The sequence below is a fragment of the Nonomuraea sp. NPDC047897 genome (assembly GCF_043204415.1).
GTDB lineage: Bacteria > Actinomycetota > Actinomycetes > Streptosporangiales > Streptosporangiaceae > Nonomuraea.
Genome location: NZ_JBIDCC010000013.1, coordinates 134,665 through 151,903 on the forward strand (window position 1 = coordinate 134,665; position 17,239 = coordinate 151,903).

The 17,239-nt window shown below is 72.1% G+C and carries 15 protein-coding genes; 9 read left to right on the forward strand and 6 right to left on the reverse strand.

The window, feature by feature from the left end:
- Nucleotides 1-16: 16 nt before the first annotated feature.
- A complete protein-coding gene (locus tag ACGF0J_RS27845) occupies nucleotides 17-1,048 on the reverse strand; it encodes a saccharopine dehydrogenase family protein (protein WP_393150259.1) in 1,032 nt (343 codons plus the stop codon).
- A gap of 334 nt (nucleotides 1,049-1,382) precedes the next feature.
- Here ACGF0J_RS27845 and ACGF0J_RS27850 point away from each other — a divergent pair, with 334 nt between their 5' ends.
- The 3 genes from ACGF0J_RS27850 to ACGF0J_RS27860 all read left to right on the forward strand — a co-directional run bounded on the left by ACGF0J_RS27850 (nucleotide 1,383) and on the right by ACGF0J_RS27860 (nucleotide 6,643).
- Nucleotides 1,383-3,848 (forward strand): ATP-binding protein, encoded by a 2,466-nt coding sequence (locus tag ACGF0J_RS27850; RefSeq protein ID WP_393150520.1) that lies wholly within the window; start codon nucleotides 1,383-1,385, stop codon nucleotides 3,846-3,848.
- A gap of 185 nt (nucleotides 3,849-4,033) precedes the next feature.
- Nucleotides 4,034-4,702 (forward strand): response regulator, encoded by a 669-nt coding sequence (locus ACGF0J_RS27855; protein WP_393150261.1) that lies wholly within the window; start codon nucleotides 4,034-4,036, stop codon nucleotides 4,700-4,702.
- Between the two features lie 15 nt (nucleotides 4,703-4,717).
- Nucleotides 4,718-6,643 (forward strand): amino acid transporter, encoded by a 1,926-nt coding sequence (locus ACGF0J_RS27860; RefSeq protein ID WP_393150263.1) that lies wholly within the window; start codon nucleotides 4,718-4,720, stop codon nucleotides 6,641-6,643.
- 36 nt (nucleotides 6,644-6,679) lie between these two features.
- Here the strand turns inward: ACGF0J_RS27860 and ACGF0J_RS27865 are convergent, their stop codons facing one another.
- Together ACGF0J_RS27865 and ACGF0J_RS27870 are read right to left on the reverse strand one after the other, a co-directional pair.
- On the reverse strand, nucleotides 6,680-7,033 hold the full coding sequence (locus tag ACGF0J_RS27865) for a hypothetical protein (protein WP_393150265.1): 354 nt from the start codon (nucleotides 7,031-7,033) through the stop codon (nucleotides 6,680-6,682).
- 131 nt (nucleotides 7,034-7,164) lie between these two features.
- On the reverse strand, nucleotides 7,165-7,977 hold the full coding sequence (locus tag ACGF0J_RS27870; RefSeq protein ID WP_393150267.1) for a hypothetical protein: 813 nt from the start codon (nucleotides 7,975-7,977) through the stop codon (nucleotides 7,165-7,167).
- A gap of 121 nt (nucleotides 7,978-8,098) precedes the next feature.
- Between ACGF0J_RS27870 and ACGF0J_RS27875 the strand changes: the two genes are divergently transcribed.
- On the forward strand, nucleotides 8,099-10,078 hold the full coding sequence (locus tag ACGF0J_RS27875) for a serine/threonine protein kinase (RefSeq protein ID WP_393150269.1): 1,980 nt from the start codon (nucleotides 8,099-8,101) through the stop codon (nucleotides 10,076-10,078).
- Between the two features lie 16 nt (nucleotides 10,079-10,094).
- Here ACGF0J_RS27875 and ACGF0J_RS27880 read toward each other — a convergent pair whose 3' ends face one another.
- Complete coding sequence (locus ACGF0J_RS27880) at nucleotides 10,095-11,087, reverse strand: anti-sigma factor RsbA family regulatory protein (RefSeq protein ID WP_393150271.1); 993 nt, start codon at nucleotides 11,085-11,087, stop codon at nucleotides 10,095-10,097.
- A gap of 355 nt (nucleotides 11,088-11,442) precedes the next feature.
- Between ACGF0J_RS27880 and ACGF0J_RS27885 the strand changes: the two genes are divergently transcribed.
- Entirely contained in the window at nucleotides 11,443-12,444 is a 1,002-nt protein-coding gene (locus ACGF0J_RS27885; protein WP_393150273.1) for a substrate-binding domain-containing protein, read from the forward strand.
- Nucleotides 12,445-12,534: 90 nt separating this feature from the next.
- Here the strand turns inward: ACGF0J_RS27885 and ACGF0J_RS27890 are convergent, their stop codons facing one another.
- The gene (locus tag ACGF0J_RS27890; protein WP_393150275.1) at nucleotides 12,535-13,011 is read right to left on the reverse strand and encodes a MarR family winged helix-turn-helix transcriptional regulator; all 477 of its coding nucleotides are present in this window, start codon (nucleotides 13,009-13,011) and stop codon (nucleotides 12,535-12,537) included.
- A 101-nt stretch (nucleotides 13,012-13,112) separates the two neighbouring features.
- Between ACGF0J_RS27890 and ACGF0J_RS27895 the strand changes: the two genes are divergently transcribed.
- Both ACGF0J_RS27895 and ACGF0J_RS27900 read left to right on the forward strand, forming a co-directional pair.
- A complete protein-coding gene (locus ACGF0J_RS27895; protein WP_393150277.1) occupies nucleotides 13,113-14,627 on the forward strand; it encodes an FAD-binding oxidoreductase in 1,515 nt (504 codons plus the stop codon).
- A gap of 330 nt (nucleotides 14,628-14,957) precedes the next feature.
- Nucleotides 14,958-15,344 (forward strand): nuclear transport factor 2 family protein, encoded by a 387-nt coding sequence (locus ACGF0J_RS27900; protein WP_393150279.1) that lies wholly within the window; start codon nucleotides 14,958-14,960, stop codon nucleotides 15,342-15,344.
- Nucleotides 15,345-15,429: 85 nt separating this feature from the next.
- Here ACGF0J_RS27900 and ACGF0J_RS27905 read toward each other — a convergent pair whose 3' ends face one another.
- Nucleotides 15,430-15,843 (reverse strand): VOC family protein, encoded by a 414-nt coding sequence (locus tag ACGF0J_RS27905; protein WP_393150281.1) that lies wholly within the window; start codon nucleotides 15,841-15,843, stop codon nucleotides 15,430-15,432.
- A 206-nt stretch (nucleotides 15,844-16,049) separates the two neighbouring features.
- Here ACGF0J_RS27905 and ACGF0J_RS27910 point away from each other — a divergent pair, with 206 nt between their 5' ends.
- Both ACGF0J_RS27910 and ACGF0J_RS27915 read left to right on the forward strand, forming a co-directional pair.
- Nucleotides 16,050-16,661 carry a class I SAM-dependent methyltransferase gene (locus tag ACGF0J_RS27910; RefSeq protein ID WP_393150283.1) on the forward strand — a complete coding sequence of 204 codons (612 nt, stop codon included), beginning with the start codon at nucleotides 16,050-16,052 and terminating at the stop codon, nucleotides 16,659-16,661.
- A gap of 164 nt (nucleotides 16,662-16,825) precedes the next feature.
- Nucleotides 16,826-17,143 carry a hypothetical protein gene (locus ACGF0J_RS27915; protein WP_393150285.1) on the forward strand — a complete coding sequence of 106 codons (318 nt, stop codon included), beginning with the start codon at nucleotides 16,826-16,828 and terminating at the stop codon, nucleotides 17,141-17,143.
- The last annotated feature ends 96 nt before the right edge of the window (nucleotides 17,144-17,239 follow it).

Consider the following 17,239-nt stretch of genomic DNA (forward strand, 5'->3'; position numbering starts at 1 on the left):
CGAGTCCGGCGGGCGGTCACTGGCGCACCTCGAACGACAGGTGCGCGGACAGCGCGCGGAGGAAGTCGGCGGCGTCGAAGATCTCCCCGGCGGAGGCGACCCCGGTCGTCCTGGTCTGACCGGCGAGGATGCGGCGGACCGCCTCCACCGCGAGCGGCGCGCTGATGGCGTAGATGTCCCGGCCGCTCGCCGTGGCGCGCCGTTCGGCCCCGCCGGAGCGCACGACGACGTCGACGAGGAACGTCTGGTCGGAGCGTCCGTGCTCGTCGGCCGCGGCCGGAGCCGGCGTGTCCGGGGCCGACAGGTCCTCCACCGCCTCGACCGTCATGTACGAGCGCACCTCGGGGACCGTCAGGTGGCTGGGGATGGTCACGACGTCGGCCATGCTGAACTCCCCGATGACGGGCCGCACGCCCATCGGCTCGGGAAACGTCCACTTCAGCGACGGCAGAGCGTCCTGGTGGTACTCCAGCTTCCCGTTGGTGAAGCGGACCCGCCGGCCGTCCCGCCGTTCCCGGGAGACCGTGCCCGACACGCGCGTCCCCTCGGTGGGGTGCCAGTTGCTCAGCGCGTAGGCGACATGCACCTCGTCGGCGGCCGACCAGTCGCCCATCGCGGCGGTGGCCAGCAGGTCGCCGAGCCCGCCGAAGAAGGCCATCGCGGGGACGACCACGGCCCCGGCGGCGCGGGCCCGCTCCGTGAAGTGCGCGAACGTGTCGGCGTTGGCCTCGATCTCGGCTGCCACGTCCACGTACGGGATGCCGGCGCGCAGCGCCGCCTCGATCACCGGGGCGGCTGTCGCGGCGAACGGCCCCGCACTGTTGATCACCGCCGCGGCGCCGGCCAGCGCCTGGTCGAGCGACGCCGGATCGTCTACCGAGGCGGGCCGGACGTCCACCCCCGGGAAGGACTCCGCCAGCGCTGCCAGCTTCCCGGCGTCGCGGCCGGACAGGACCGGCACGAATCCGCGATCCCGCAGCTCCGCCACCACGAAGCGCCCGGTGTGCCCGTACGCGCCGAACACCGTCACCGTCTGTCCTGATCCCATGGGTACTCCCGTGCTCAATGACCTGCTGCGATCTGTCGGGTACATCCTGACAAGGCCGGACATTCTGCGCGAGTGTCTGGAACGCCACGACCCGTACAATTACGGACACACGACGCGCCTGTGGTGAGGGGCGCGCCGGGCCGGCGATCGGGCTCCGGTCCTGCCATCCGCTGTCCCCGCACCGTCCCTGGTCGGCGATACTGGCGACGGTAGGGGTCACACCCGTGTGAAGGTCAGGGGGAACAGTCCGGATGCGCATCGGAGACCTGCTGACGTGAGGGGCCGGCTACGGGTCTACCTCGGGGCGGCGCCCGGCGTGGGCAAGACGTACGCGATGCTGTGTGAGGGCCGCCGGGCGCTGGACCGCGGCCGGGACGTCGTGGTGGGGTTCGTCGAGACCCACGGCCGTGACGGCACCGCCGCCCTGCTGGACGGCATGGAGGTCATCCCCCGCCGGACGGCCTTCCACCGGGGCGCCACCTTCACCGAGATGGACGTCGACGCGGTCATCGCCCGCCGCCCCAGGGTGGCGCTGGTCGACGAGCTGGCCCACGCGAACGTCCCGGGCTCGCCGCGCGCCATGCGCTGGCAGGACGTCGACGCGATCCTCGACGCCGGCATCGACGTCGTCTCCACGGTGAACATCCAGCATCTGGAGTCGGTCAACGACGTGGTGGAGCAGATCACCGGCGTCCCGCCGCGCGAGACGGTGCCTGACGAGGTGGTGCGGCGGGCCGACCAGGTCGAGCTGGTCGACATGGCGCCCGAGGCGCTGCGCAGGAGGATGGCGCACGGCAACGTCTACGCGCCGGAGCAGGTGGACGCCGCGTTGTCCAACTACTTCCGCGTCGGCAACCTGACCGCCCTGCGCGAGCTCGCCCTGCTGTGGGTGGCGGGCACGGTGGACGAGCAGCTCGACCGCTACCGTGCCGAGCACGGCATCGAGAGCAGCTGGGAGGCGCGGGAGCGGGTGGTGGTCGCGCTCACCGGCGGTCCGGAGGGTGACACGCTGGTACGGCGCGCCGCCCGGATCGCCGGCCGGACCAAGGGAGCCGACCTGCTGGCGGTCCACGTGACCCGCTCCGACGGCTCGGCCGGGGGCGACCCGGTCGAGCTGGCCCGCCAGCGTGCCCTGGTGGAGAGCATGGGCGGCACCTACCACCAGGTCGTCGGCGGCGACGTGTCCCGCGCCCTGCTCGACTTCGCCCGCGGCGTCAACGCGACCCAGCTCGTCCTGGGAGCCTCAAGGAGGGGCCGCTTCGCCCAGATCCTTTCCCGGGGTGTCGGCGTGGAGACCGCGGCGCTGTCCGGCCCCATCGACGTGCACCTGGTCACGCACGAGGAGGCCGAGAAGGGCCGCGGCCGGCCGCAGCGCTCGGAGGCCGCGCTGAACAGGAGGCGCAGGCTCGCCGGCTGGGGCCTCGCGATCGTGGGCCTGCCGCTGCTGACCGCCGCGTTGCTGCCCTTCCGCGGCGTGCTGTCGCTGTCCCACGAGATCCTGCTGGTCCTGTGCCTGGTCGTCGGTGTGGCCCTGGTCGGCGGCAGCCGGCCCGCGCTCACCTCGGCCGTGGCCGGCTCGCTGGTGCTCAACTGGTTCTTCACCCCGCCCACCGGCCAGATCACCATCGCGGCCCCGGAGAACCTGCTGGCGCTGATCGTGTTCGTGCTGGTCGCCGCGGCGGTGAGCACGATCGTCGACCTGGCCGCCCGGCGCACCAGGGAGGCGGCCCGGGCGCGGGCCGACGCCGAGACGCTGTCCACCCTCGCCGGGCACGTACTGCGCGGCGAGGCCGCGCTGCCCTCCCTGCTCGGCCGGCTGCGCGAGACGTTCGCCCTGGAATCCGTGACCCTGCTCGAACGCCTCGGCGAGCGCACCCCGGATGACCAGGCCGAGCCCGCCGCCTGGCACATCGTCGCCACCTCCGGGACCGCCCCGTGCACCAGCCCCGCCATGGCCGACACCGACGTCAAGATCGGCGAGGAGCTGGTGCTGGCCGCTCGCGGGCGGCTGCTGGACGCCAGCGACCGGCGGGTGCTGGAGGCCTTCGCCGCCGAGGCCGCCGTCGCGCTACGCCAGGAACGCCTCCGCCGGGAAGCCGAACGGGCCGAGCCCCTGGCCGCGGCGGACCGGATGCGTACCGCGCTCCTCGCGGCCGTCAGCCACGACCTGCGCACCCCGCTGTCGGCGGCCAAGGCCGCCGTCGAGAGCCTGCGCAGCAACGACGTCGCCTGGACGCCCGAGGACCGCGAGGAGCTGCTGGCCACCGCCGACGAGTCACTCGCCCGGCTGGGCCGGCTGGTGGAGAACCTGCTCGACATGAGCCGGTTGCAGGCCGGCGTGCTCGGCCTGGTGCTCCAGCCCGTCGCCCTGGAGGAGATCGTCCCTCGCGCCGTCGACGACCTCGGGCCGCTGCGCGACCGCGTCGAGGGCGACATCTCCGTCGACCTCCCCGAGATCGCCGCCGACCCCGCACTGCTCGAACGCGTCCTGGTCAACCTTCTGACCAACGCCGTCCGCCACAGCCCCGCCGGCCGGAACGTGCACATCGCGGCGAGCCGGCACGGCGACCACGTCGAGATCCGCGTCGTCGACCGGGGGCCCGGGATCCCGCGCGAGTCCTACGACCACGTCTTCCTGCCGTTCCAGCGGCTCGGCGACCGCGACAACGGCGCGGGCGTCGGGCTCGGCCTCGCTCTCTCGCGCGGGCTCACCGAGGCGATGGGTGGCACGCTCGTACCGGACGAGACACCCGGTGGGGGGCTCACCATGATCGTCTCGATGCCTGTCGCCACCGGGTGAGGACCGCGCCGGCGGCCCACCGGGCGTCGGCCGGGTCGGGGGCGTAGAAATCGCGTCAAGATTCAGGCGTACGGCGTATGAAACGCGTCAAGATGCGCAAAGACCTCCAGATCGTGCGGTTAGCTCTCCCTAGCCGTCTCTCCCGGCGGCCCCGATCCAGGGTGCTCAGCGCGACCGGAGCCACCATGACCCGCATCCTCCTCGTCGACGACGAACCCCAGATCCTGCGAGCCCTGCGCATCAACCTCCTCGCCCGCCAGTACGAGGTCGCCGAGGCCGCCGACGGGACCTCCGCGCTGCGCCAGGCCGCCGACTGGCATCCGGACCTGGTCATCCTCGACCTCGGGTTGCCGGACATCGCCGGCGTCGACGTCATCCACGGGCTGCGCGGCTGGACCACGATCCCGATCCTCGTCCTGTCCGGGCGGGCCGGGAGCGCCGACAAGGTGGAAGCCCTCGACGCGGGCGCCGACGACTACGTCACCAAGCCGTTCGCCATCGACGAGCTGCTCGCCCGCGTCCGCGCCGCCACCCGGCGGGCCGCCGTGCACGAGGCCGAGCTCGCCGCGGTCCGCATCGGCGACCACGTGATCGACCTGACGCGCAAGACCGTCTCCAGCGGGCTCCGGCTCACACCGACCGAGTGGCACATGCTCGAACTCCTCCTGCGCAACCCCGACAAGCTGATCAGCCAGCGGCAGATGCTCGCCGAGGTCTGGGGGCACCACCACGTCAGGGAGACCCACTACCTGCGCCAGTACATGGCCCAGCTACGCAAGAAGCTCGAACGGGACCCCGCCCACCCCGTCCACCTGATCACCGAGCCCGGCATGGGCTACCGCTTCAAGCCCTGACCGCGGGAGAAGATCGTGACAAGCGCGTCGACCCGCGAGCGGACCGAGTCCGGCCTGCGGGCCTGGTTACTGCAAGGACTGCAACGCTCGGACCCGGCCACCAGCGGGCCGCACCACGAGGAGATCGCCACCCACCGCCACCGTTGGTGGCAGGTGATGTGCCTGACCGGGGTCGACTACTTCTCCACGCTGGGCTACCAGCCCGGCATCGCCGCGCTGGCGGCCGGTTCGCTCAGCCCGATCGCCACCCTGCTGCTGGTGGCGCTCACCCTGTTCGGGGCGCTGCCCACCTACCGGGCCATCGCCGCGGAGAGCCCGCACGGTCTCGGGTCGCTGTCGATGCTGGAGCGCCTGCTGCCCGGCTGGCGAGGCAAGCTGCTGGTGCTGTTCCTGCTCGGGTTCGTGGCCACCGCGTTCATCGTCACCATCACGCTGTCGGCGGCCGACGCCACCGCGCACATCCTGCACAACCCGTTCGTCCCGGACGTCTTCGCCGGCTGGCAGGTGCCGGTCACCCTGGCGCTGATCGCGGCGCTGGGCGGAGTGTTCCTCGCCGGGTTCAGCGAGGCCATCTCGATAGCGGTCGTCCTGGTGGCCGTCTACCTCGTGCTGAACGTGGTCGTGCTGGTCACCGCCGGCCGGCACATCCTCGCCGAACCCGTGCTGGTCGCCGACTGGCAGGCGGCGCTGACCAGCCAGCACTCCAGCCCGATCGCCATGATCGCCGTCTCGCTGTACGTCATGCCCAAACTCGCCCTCGGGCTGTCCGGCTTCGAGACCGGGGTGGCCGTGATGCCCCTGGTCAAGGGGGACCTCACCCAGCGGATCAGGGGCGCGCGCAAGCTGCTGACCACCGCGGCCCTCATCATGAGCGCCTTCCTCGTCGTCTCCAGCCTCGCCACCACCGTCCTCATCCCCGCGCGGGAGTTCGCCGAAGGCGGCTCGGCCAACGGCCGCGCCCTGGCCTACCTGGCCCACGAACACCTCGGCGACTGGTTCGGCACCGCCTACGACCTGTCGACCATCGCCATCCTGTGGTTCGCCGGAGCCTCGGCGCTGGCGGGGCTGCTCAACATCGTGCCGCGCTACCTGCCCCGCTACGGGATGGCCCCGGACTGGTCGCGCGCGGTCAGGCCGATGACGCTGGTCTTCACCGCCGTCTCCTGCCTCATCACCGTGGTCTTCGGCGCGGACGTCGAGTCCCAGGGCGGCGCCTACGCCACCGGCGTGCTCGCGCTGATCCTCTCGGCCGCCGTCGCGGTCACCCTGTCCGCCTGGACCAGCGGCCGCACCCGCGTCGCCGTCCCGTTCGGGATCATCACGCTGATCTTCGCCTACGCCACCGTCGCCAACATCATCGAACGGCCCGACGGCCTGGTGATCGCCCTGCTGTTCGTCCTGGCCATCGTCACCACCTCGCTCGTCTCCCGCGCCACCCGCTCCACCGAACTGCGCGTCACCCGCATCACCCTGGACGACCAGGCCCGCCGGTACGTCAACGAGGCCAGTGAGCTGCGGCTCGTCGCCAACGAGCCGCACGCGCGTGACTGCAAGGAGTACGTGGACAAGGCCCGCGAAGCCTGGGAGCTGCACCGCCTGCGCACCAGCGAGGGGCTGCTGTTCCTGGAGGTGAGCGTCCCCGACGCGTCGGAGTTCGCCGGCGAGTTGCGGGTGGTCGGCGAGGAACGCCACGGCTTCCGCATCCTGCGGATGGAGAGCCCCACCATCGCCAACGCCATCGCCGCTCTCCTGCTCTACCTGCGCGACCAGACCGGCAAGACGCCCCACGTGTACTTCCACTGGGCCGCGGAGGGCAACCCCATCGGCGCCCTCCTGCGCTACCTCGTCTTCGGCGGCGGCGACATCCCGCCCCTCACCCGCGAGGTGCTCCGCCAGGCCGAACCGGACACCGCCCGCCGCCCCGTCGTCCACGCCGGCTGAGCGGGGCCTGGGGCGTCGTGGCCGTCGGCGCGGGTGTCACCCGGTGAAGCGGATCTTCGCGCCGCGGTCGGTGATCGACAGCACCTGGAACGAGAGGCGCTCCCGCCCCGTCGAGAAGCTCCCGGCGGCGCCTTCTCCCAGCAACGCGGTGAGATAGGGCGCCCGCACGACGACCATGTCCGCGTTGTACCGGGCGACGCGCACCCATGCGAGGCCGTACTTCTTCGCGACGCGGAATCTCAGCGCCTTCGTGAAGGTGAACGTGCACCTCCCGTCGTAGCACGCACGAAGGTTCGGCTTGACGGCGGCGCCGGCCGGGGTGGCGGCCAGGGCCGGCGTCACGGTCATGGCGCACGCGAGAGTCAGGGCGGCGATGGCGGACCGGTGCATGGCTTCCCTTTCTTCGGTTCGCGGCACCGCCGCGCCGTGCCTGCGCGGAGCCGCGGGGGTGAAGCCTTTCTACCGGCCCCGGTCCGGGAGGGGTCCCGGGATCGTCCGGCCCGAGCGGCATCGCCCGTCCGTCACCGAGGGCCGGGCGGCGTGGGGCCCGGTTCGTCGAGCAGCCGCAGGTCCGGCGGCCCGATCGTGGTGGTGGCGAGCAACTCCGTGATCAGGTGGTGGTTGAGCGCGTTGCCCAGCGGCGGTGGATGCTCCTCCTCCAGGAGCCCGGGCACCTTGGCGCTGAGCCGCTTGCGGACCTGGGTGACGACGTGCGCGGCGCGTTTGGCGGTCCACGGGTCGCCCGGGTGGAGACGACCGAGCTCGTCGGCGACCTGCGCCCACGTCAGCGGCTGGGGCCAGGGCTCCGAGCGCAGGTATCGCTGGGCGAGGCAGACCAGGACCAGGCGCTCGGCGGGGCTCAGCCGCCACCCGGCCGGGTCACGGGTGTCGGCCTCGTGGCGGTGCGCAGGGCTCGCGCCCGGTGTCCTCGCGACGATCCGTACTTCGAGGAGGTGTTCCCGCTCGGGGGCGACGATGAACAGCGGCGTGTGCGCCACCGGCAACGGTGCCCGGTGCCCGGCGAGCACCAGCCGTGCCCCGGGAAAACGGATGGGCAGCCTGCCGGTGTTGTACAGCACCCACCGCGACTGCTCGCGCGTGATGTGTCCGTGCCGCCGGCTGACGTGCGGGTCGTCGGGGCCGACGCAGACGTGCACGTCCGGCTCGCAACGCCCGAACACCACGTCGAATCCGGCGTCGGGTGCGACGCGGATGCCGCCGTTGGCGCCTCGGACGACCAGGGTGCCAGGGGCGGCCGGGGGGAGCTCGTCGAGGCTGTCGTGCCCCTTCGGGAAGACGTCGACCTTCGAGGACGTACGCGCCGTCCACGCCATGTTCGCGATCCTCTCCTACGCGCCCGAGGCCACGGCGGCGCTCTTGACACCAGCATGGTCCCGTCAGAAATATCGTCAAGTAAGATCCCGCGGATACTCTCCGGAGGGCCATAATCACGCCATGCCATCCTCCATGCCGCTCCTGCCCGGCGACCCCCGCGAGCTGGGCGGCCTGAAGCTTCTCGGCAGGCTGGGCGAGGGCGGGCAGGGCGTCGTCTACCTGGCCACGACTCCGATGGGCGCGCACGTGGTCGTCAAGTGGCTGCGCGGCGACCGGTCCGACGAGGAGAGCGTCGAGCGCTTCCTTCGCGAGGCGCAGCTCGCGCAGCGGGTGGCGCCGTTCTGCACCGCGGCCGTGCTCAGCACGGGTGTCGAGGCGAACCGGCCGTACATCATGAGCGAGTTCGTCGAGGGGCCCACCCTGCACAGAGTCGTGGAGGACGAGGGCCCGCGCTCCGGCGCGGCACTGGACCGGCTGGCCATCGGCACCGCCACCGCGCTGGCCGCGATCCAGGAGGCCAAGGTGGTGCATCGGGACTTCAAACCGAGCAACGTCATCATCGCCGCCGACGGGCCTCGGGTGATCGATTTCGGCATCGCGCGGCCGCTGGGCCCTGTCCCCATGACGAGCAGCACGCAGATCGGCACCCCGTCGTACATGTCTCCCGAACAGATCATGGGGCACGCGGTCGGACCCGCGACCGACATGTTCTCCTGGGCCGGCACGATGGTCTTCGCCTCCTGCGGGCACGCGCCGTTCGGCGGCGACACGACGCACGCGGTGATGAGCAGGGTGCTGCGTGATCCACCCGACCTCGGCCTGCTCGACGGGCCGCTACGTGAGGTGGTCCGGCAGTGCCTGGCCAAGGATCCGGCGCAGCGGCCGACGGCCGAAGAGGTGATCATGCGCCTGCTGCGGCACCCGGTGCCCAGCTCCGACCTCCTGAAGGAGGGGACCAGGCAGGCGGCTCCGAGCGGTGTTCCGCGGGTGGACCGCCCCGGGTCGCGACGTAAGCGGGTCGTCATAGGGGCCTCGATCACCGTGCTTCTCGTGGTGGCCGGGGTGGCGGTGGCCGAAGGGCTGCGGCGGGTTCCGCCCGGGGGCGATCCGACGCGATCCGCGGTCGCGACCGCGGAGGGGACGACTTCGCCGCCGCGGGCCCCGGCCGTGCCCGTCAGGACCGGACTGCCCGGCGGCTCGGCCGTCCTCTACGAGCACCCGTCCGATCCGATCATCCTGACCGCGTACGAGATCTACAGCAAGAGCGCCGACGAGCACGTCGACTACGCCAGGCAGTCCCTGCGGGGCCCGTTCGAGAAGCACGCCGGCAACCTGGAGTCGCTGGTCTCCCCCGACGGCCGCTATCTCGCGGGACGGCACGAGGACTACACCGCCGACGGCTACGACTCGATCCTCGTCACCGACCGGGAGGCGGGAGCCAGCTTCCGCGTCAAGACCGTGCGCAAGCCGCTGGAAAGCCTGCTCCGCGCGTGGTCGAAGGACGGCTCGAAGATTCTGCTCGATGTCAACAGGAGGACCGAGACCAAGGGAGGCGAGGACGAATGGACCGCCCTGGGCTTCGCCGTCATCGACGTCGACCGGCGCGACGTGGCCCGGAGCAAGGCGCGCGTGATCGACGTGGACGACAGCTCGATCCGGGACGGCGAGTTCGGCTGGGACGGCGACGAGGAGGGCGTGGTGAGCGTCTACGGCGCGGACGAGGGCCTGCGTTTCTTCGACGCCGCCGGCAGGGCCACGCGCGACGTGCCGGACGTCGGGCCGGTACCGGCCGACGTGGTGGACATCTTCTCGCCCTCCGGCAGGACGTTCGTCACCGACTGCCCGCGCGGCCATCGAGGCGACCACTGCCTCTGGGACACCCGCACCGGCAGACAGGTCCGCCGGTTCTCCTCGGACTGCGACACGGTGCTCGGCTGGTACGACGAGACGCATCTGTACTGCTGGGAGCGGGACAACGGGTCCCGGATCGAGCTCCAGGTCGTGGGCTTCGACGGCAAGCTCGTCCGCAAACTACTGGAAGTGCCGCCAAAGCTCGGCTTGATACCTTATTTCACCATCAATCCGTCCAGGACCTCCTGAAACGGAGGGCGACGCGTCAGAGATCCAGGTGCAGGCGGACGGTGGTCCCGGACGGCCCGGGATGGATCTCGACCAGGTCGCAGAGCTGGCGCACGACCCACAGGCCATGCCCGTGCGGCTGCGCCGGATCGGGCGGCAGGTAGCCCAGCCACCAGCGGGCGCCGGTCTCCTCGCCGCCGTCGGCGACCTCGCAGACGACCCGGCGCCCGGCGCGCCACAGCTTCACCCGGCCGCTGCCGCCGCCGTGCCGGACGGCGTTGGTGGCCACCTCGTTGGCCGCGGAGACCAGCCGCTGGACCACGTCGGGCGGCACCTTGAGCGCGGCTGCCGCGGTGCGCACGAAGGCGCGCAGCGCCGCCAGGTCGGCGTCGAAGGACATGGCCGGCGCCGTTCCGTCGCCGGGAGCGGCGGCCGGCTCGCGGTCCCACGCTCCGTCGGACGAGGCGGGGTCGGCGTAGTGTCCGCTGTGCTCGACGGTGGTGCCCGTCACCAGTTGGGGATGGGTACGCCGGGCGTCCTCGACGATCTGCCGCGGGAGCAGCCTGCTGTCGTACGGGCACACGATCCAGGCCGGGCAGGCGGCGAAGGCCACGTTGATCGCCGCCTCGTAGCGCGTCCATTCGGCGCTCGCCACCTGATCGCGACCGTGCCACACCGGCTCACCGACGACCCGCACCCGCCGGTGCGGGCCCGCGGCGGTGCGCTGGTCCACGTAGTGGTAGTAGGCGGCCAGGGTCCGCCCCGGGGCCTCGTACCAGTCCTTCGACGCGACGAACTCCACCTGGCCCGCCGCCCCGCCCAGTGCCTGGCGCAGGAGGCCGATGTTGGAGGGGCTGGTGACCGCCAGGACCGCGTCCTGCTGCTCCAACCCGTCCAGGCAGAAGGGAACGGTGGCGTCGAGGAACTGCTCGTCACTGTCGTAGATCAGACCCTGGTGGACCAGGCGCCGGCTGCCGGTGCGCGGCCGGCCGTCATGGACGTGGACGCTGCTCACTCCGATGCCTCCCATGCGGGCAGGACGACGAGATCCGGCTGCTCGTCCCAGCCCGCCATGCCGATCGTCATCTTCGCCTCACAGCCCTGCACCCATCCGGCAAGCTGTTCCGAATGCCCAACTTCTGGGATTTTAACCCTTCAGGGAGTTCCGCACCGTGCCGCGCTCACAAAGGACGACGGCCGAGCCCCGGACACCCCGTGACGGGCTGATCGCACCGTTTTGCCAAGTCCTTGCCCCGACATGGAAGCGTTCGGGAGAGGCGTCCCCCATCCTGGCACGGGAAAGGCAACTCTCACGGATGTCGAGGATGCGGTCAGGCGAACCTCGTGCGAGCACGACGATCAACCGGTTGACCGGGGAGCCGGTCGTGCGCCGCATCGTACGCGCCGCCCGGCTCACGGTCTGCGCGGTGGCCGCGGCGACGGCTCTGGCCGCCTGCGGCCCCGCCGCCGTCCGTGAGGCCGGGGCACCCGAGATCAAGGTCGGGTTGATCACCAAGACGGAGACGAACCCGTTCTTCGTCACGATGAGGCAGGGCGCGCAGGCCATGGCCACGGCCCAGAGCGTCACCCTGCTGACCGCGGCCGGCAGGTTCAACGGCGACAACGCCACCCAGGCCGCCGCCATCAAGGACATGGTGGCGGCGGGCGTCAAGGGCATCCTGATCACGCCGAACGACGCGGCGGCGATCGTCCCGTCCATCAAGAAGGCCCGGGAGGCCGGGGTCCTCGTCATCGCGCTGGACTCGCCGACCAAGCCGCAGAACGCCACCGACGCCCTGCTCGCCACCGACAACCTCAAGGCCGGCCGGCTGATCGGCCTGTACGCCAAGGCCATGATGGGCGACAGGCCGGCCAGGATCGCCACCCTCGACACCTCGCCCGGCAGCTCCCCGAGCCGGCTCCGGCACGCCGGCTTCCTGCAGGGCTTCGGCATCGCCGAGCGCGACCCCTCGATCGTGTGCTCCCGCGACACGTACGGCGACCGCGTCATGAGCCGGATCATGATGCACGACTGTCTGCGGAGAAGTCCGGACATCAACGTGGTGTACACCGCCAACGAGCCCATCGCTTTCGGCGCCTACGCCGCCCTCAGGGCCAGGGGCCTGGAGAAGGGGGTGCTCATCGTGTCGGTCGACGGCGGCTGTGTCGGGGTGCAGGCCGTGGAGATCGGCCAGATCGCGGCCACCGCGCAGCAGTACCCGCTGAAGATGGCCGAGATGGGCGTCCGGGCCGTCGTCGAGTACGCCGAGTCGGGGGTGAAGGCGTCGGGCTACACCGACACCGGCGTCCGGCTCATCACCAACAAGCCCGCCCCCGGTCTTGAGTCCAGGAACACCGTCTTCGGCCGCCGGCAGTGCTGGGACTAGCCCGCCCTGGTGGCGGGCCACGACGCGGTGGGGGCGAGCCGCGCGCCACCCGACGTGCGGCGTGGGGTGCCCGGCCGGACAGGCTGCCGCTCAGCGGTCGGGCCGGTCGGCCGTCCGGGGGTGCGGCATCGGCGGGGTCTCCTCGGGGATCAGGCGGCTGAGCAGGTCCACCAGCCGCCGCCGGTCGACGGCGCTCAGCGGGGCGAGGAACTCGTCCTGAGCCTCGGCGAGGAGGCGGTCGAGCTGCGCCAGGTGCCGGGCACCGGCCGTGGTGATGGTCACGATGTTGCGGCGCTTGTCGTCCGGGTCGGGCTCGCGGCGTACCAGGTTCCGCTCGGCCAGTTCGTTGACGGCCGCCACGATGTCGCTGCGGTCGATGGTGGTGCGGCGGCCGAGCGCCGCCTGGCTGGCCGGGCCGAACTCCTCCAGCGCCGCCAGCAGCGCGTAGTGGTAGCGCCGGGCGTCGGCCTCGGCCAGGGCGCGGTCCACGACCCGGTTGGCGACCAGCGCCACGTGGTTGATCAGCCGGCTCGGCAGGGCGCGCAGTCGCGCCGGTGCGTTCTCCACGGGGGCAATCTAACAAATGGTTGGCACGACCAACGATAACCTATATTGTTGGACCGACCAACGTTGGCGCTGCCAACAGAAACGACCCTGGAGCGACTCACATGGCAGACACGAACTCCGCGGCCGACGCGCCGCGGACTCCCCCGCGGGCCGCACATCGCGGGACCGGCACGGTCAGGAGGGGCACCCCCGACGGCATGCACACCACCTCGGCGACGTCCACCGGCGGGCGGGCGGCCCGGCACGACGTGGCGAACCTGCGGGCGCCGATCCGGGGGCGCACGCTCCTCCCCGGCGACGAGGGCTTCGAGGAGGCCTGCTCCGGCTGGCTGCTGACGGTCGAGCACCGGCCAGCGGCGGTCGTGGTCGCCGCCGACGCCGATGACGTGGCCGCCGCCGTCCGGTTCGCGACGGAAACGGGACGCCCCGTCGCCGTGCAGTCGACCGGGCACGGCAAGTCGGTGCCCGCCGACGGAGCCGTGTTCATCGCCACCGGGGAGCTGCGGGAGCTGTCGGTGGACCCGCGTGCCGGCACCGCGAGGATCGGAGCCGGGCTGCGCTGGGACGAGGTGCTCGCCGCGGCGGCCCAGCACGGCCTCGCACCGCTGTGCGGCTCCTCCGGCCAGGTCGGGGTCATGGGCTACCTGACGGGCGGCGGCCTGCCGCTGACCGCCCGCACCCACGGCTTCGCCGCCGACCACGTCCGATCGCTCGACGTCGTCACCGCCGACGGCCTGCTCCGCACCGTCTCGCCCACCCAGGAGCCCGACCTCTTCTGGGCGGTGCGGGGCGGCAAGAGCAACTTCGGTGTCGTGGTCGCGGCCGAGATCGAACTGCTGCCGCTGCGCACCGTCTACGGTGGTGAGCTCACCTACCCGGGCGAGGACCCCCGGCAGGCCGCCCACGTGCTCGGCTCCTACCTGGCCTGGGCCAGGGAGCAGCCGGAGGAGATGTCGTCCTCGGTGACACTGCTGCGCCTGCCTGACGCGCCGCAGCTGCCCGAGGAGTTCCGTGGCCGTTCCCTCGTGCAGGTCCGGGTGGTCTTCACGGGGACCGAGGAACAGGGCGCGCGGCTGGTGGAGCCGTTGCGCGCGCTCGGCCCCGAGAAGGACGGCTGCGGCGCCATGCCGTACCCGCAGATCACCGAGATCCACCAGGACCCCAAGCACCCGGTCATGGCGCACCTGCGCAGCGCGCTGTTGCGCGAACCGGACGCCGAGGCCGTGGCGGAACTGGTCTCGTTCATCGACCCGGCGGCGCCCGAGGGGCCGTTGCCCGGCATCGAGCTACGTCACCTGGGCGGAGCGCTGAACCGGCCGCCCCGCCGCCCGCACCCGGTCAGCACCCAGGGCGCGGCCTTCCACCTGTGGATGCGGATGCCGGCGCCGGCCGAGCAGGCCGCCGACGAGGTGCTGGAGCGGCTCCGGCGGTGGGACACCGGCGCCATGCTCCCCGGGTTCCTGTTCGACCCCGACTCGGCTCCCGAGCGGGTCAGCCGGGCCTACACCGAGGCCGACTACCGGAGGCTGGCCGCGCTGAAGGCGGAGTACGACCCCCACCAGGTCTTCCGCGTCAACCACAACATCCCGCCGTCCGGTGACGGCACCCGACCCTGAACATCTCCCCCAGGGGCGGTGCCGAGTCACCGGGCAGCGCAGGCTGAGATCCGCACTGCTCCCCGCGCAGTGATCGTCGCCGCGTCTGCTCTCCACGCGGTAGCGCGGAAAGCCTCCTCGGGGAGGACGACCGCGGGGGCCCTGCACGGCGACGATCTCACCATGAGGTGACACCTTCTCCGTCCCCCAGGAGATCCCGACGTGCTCGTCCGACCCGTCGAAGCGTTCGCGCCGCTGTCCACGGCCCCTGCTCCGCGACCGGCGCGGGAGGCGCAGCGCACCCGGACGACGGACGGCCACCCCGTATCGCTGACACGACACTGGAGAGAGATGCTGGACCGCGCTTTCCACGACTTCCTGACCCGTCTCCCCAGGGAACTGGGCCTCGGCACCGAGGACGCGGCGCAGGTCGTCGACCGCTACTACACTCCCGACATCACCTACCGCAACGACGGCGTCACCCTCGACCGCGACCGGCTCATCGCCCACGCCGCGCCCGCCCGCAAGAACGCCCGCGAGCTGCACCTCCAGGTGCACGACACCGTCATCCAGGGTGAGCGTGCCGCCGCCCGCTACACCCTGCGGGTCCGCACCCGTAAGGACAAGACGCTGGAGATCGAGGTCTGTCTCTTCGCCACGTTCGCCCCGGACGGACGGGTCCGCCGGGTCGATTCGACCACCCGGACCGTGACGGAGAAGTCGCCGGAACCGTCGTGACGGGCCCCCGCGGAGGTCACCTGTGGCCCAGGGGCGGCTCCCGCACGGGACGCCCGCGAACTGCCGGCATCCGCCTCCTCACCGGCTACTCCGCGTAGGGCTGGTCCTCTCCCTGGGCGCTGTAGCCGAGGCTCCAGATGTAGCCGTCCGGGTCCGCGAAGGTGCCGCCGTACCCGCCCCACGGCAGCGCGCCGGCGGGCTTGAGTACCGTGGCCCCGGCCTTCTCGGCCTGCGCGATGATCTCGTCCACGCGCGTCTCGCTACGGACCACGTAGGTGAGGACCAGCCCGCTGAAGCCACTGCCCTCGGACGTCGCGCCCACCTGGTCGGCCAGGCCGTCGCGGCCGTAGAAGCCGACGGGCGAGGCTCCGTCCGACTCGAAGAACACCGAGATGCCGTAGTCGTTCTTGATCTTCCAGCCGAGCCCCTCCGTGTAGAACCGCTTGGCCCGGTCCATGTCCCGAACGCCGAGGAGGATGGAGCTGACGTGCGCCTTCATGCCTTGTCTCCTTCGATGTGTGCGCGGATGATGCACATGCGGGTCACGCTACGAGCAGGCCCGTGCCCGGCGCTTCTCGATTCGTGACCGGTTCGCTCATCCGAGCGGTGATCAGGGCTGTCCGCCGCTGTGCCGCCGCTGTGCGGTGTCGATGGTGCGAGACCTGCGCAGCGGCCCGACCGCTCCCGGTGCCCGATAATCGACGTGTGACGAACCCTCCCCAGATGGCGCAGGCCTTCGACGAGCTGGCCGGCGGTTACGACAACGACCACCACGACGAGGTCGCCCGCCTGCTGCTCGACCTGGTCCGGCCCGCCCCGGGCGACAGAGCCGCCGACGTCGCCTGCGGCAACGGCGCCGTCGCGCTCGCGCTCGCCCGGACGGGTGTCAGCACCCCCGTCCTCGCCGTGGACATCTCCCCCGGCATGGTCGCCGTCGGCCGTGACCGCGCCGAGAGGTCCGGTCTGGCCGCGGCGATCGACTGGCGGGTGGGCCAGGCCGTCCCGCTGCCCGTGCCCGACGCCTCGCTCGACCTGGTCCTCTGCTCGTCGTCGCTGCACTTCCTCGGTGCTGAGGCACTGTCCGACTGGCGTCGTGCCCTGCGTCCCGGGGGCCGGGCCGGGTTCACCCTCCCGGTCGCCTCGCAGTTCCGGCCCAGCGGCGCGTTCGCCGCGCTGGTCGCCTCCGACGTGCCGATCCCGGACACCGTCGACGACGCGCTGTCCTTCGCCGCCCGGGCAGGCCTCGTCGACGCCGAAGCGCGCCTCGCGCACGTCGGCTCCCGCGCCGTGATCGCCACCGTGGCGACCAGTCCCTGACCGTCTCCCCCGCCGTCCCGGACGCGCGACACCAGCCGAACTCCCGGTGCCGCCGGGAGTTCGGCGGCCGGCGCTTACCGCACCCGACCTTGATCAGTGCTGTCGGGACGACTAGCCTGATCGCCGTACCGCCGCCCCGCCCCGGAATGGGAACCGACCTACGCATGAGCGCCGAAGAGGATTTCAAGCAGGTCGGCGCCGAACTGGCCGACCTGGGTGTACGGATCTCCACGATGATGGGGCGTCCCGCGCTCAAGGACCAGGCGGGGAAGGTGTTCGCGAGCCTGCAGCGCGACGGCGCGATGGTGTTCCGGCTGGTCAGGGGCACCCCCGAGCACACGGCCGCGCTCAAGCTGCCCGGGGCGTCCCTGTTCGACCCCTCGGGGCACGGCAGGCTGGTGAAGGACTGGGTGGTCGTGCCCCACTCCTCGGCCCCGACGTGGACGGATCTCGCCGAGGCCGCCCTCACCCGCCCACGCTGATCCGGCGTTTCACCGACCGGGCGTGCGCGCCGAACACCCGCCGCCTCCCGTGACCCGTTGACCGGACCGTCGCGGCACCGAACTGCAGTACATTGC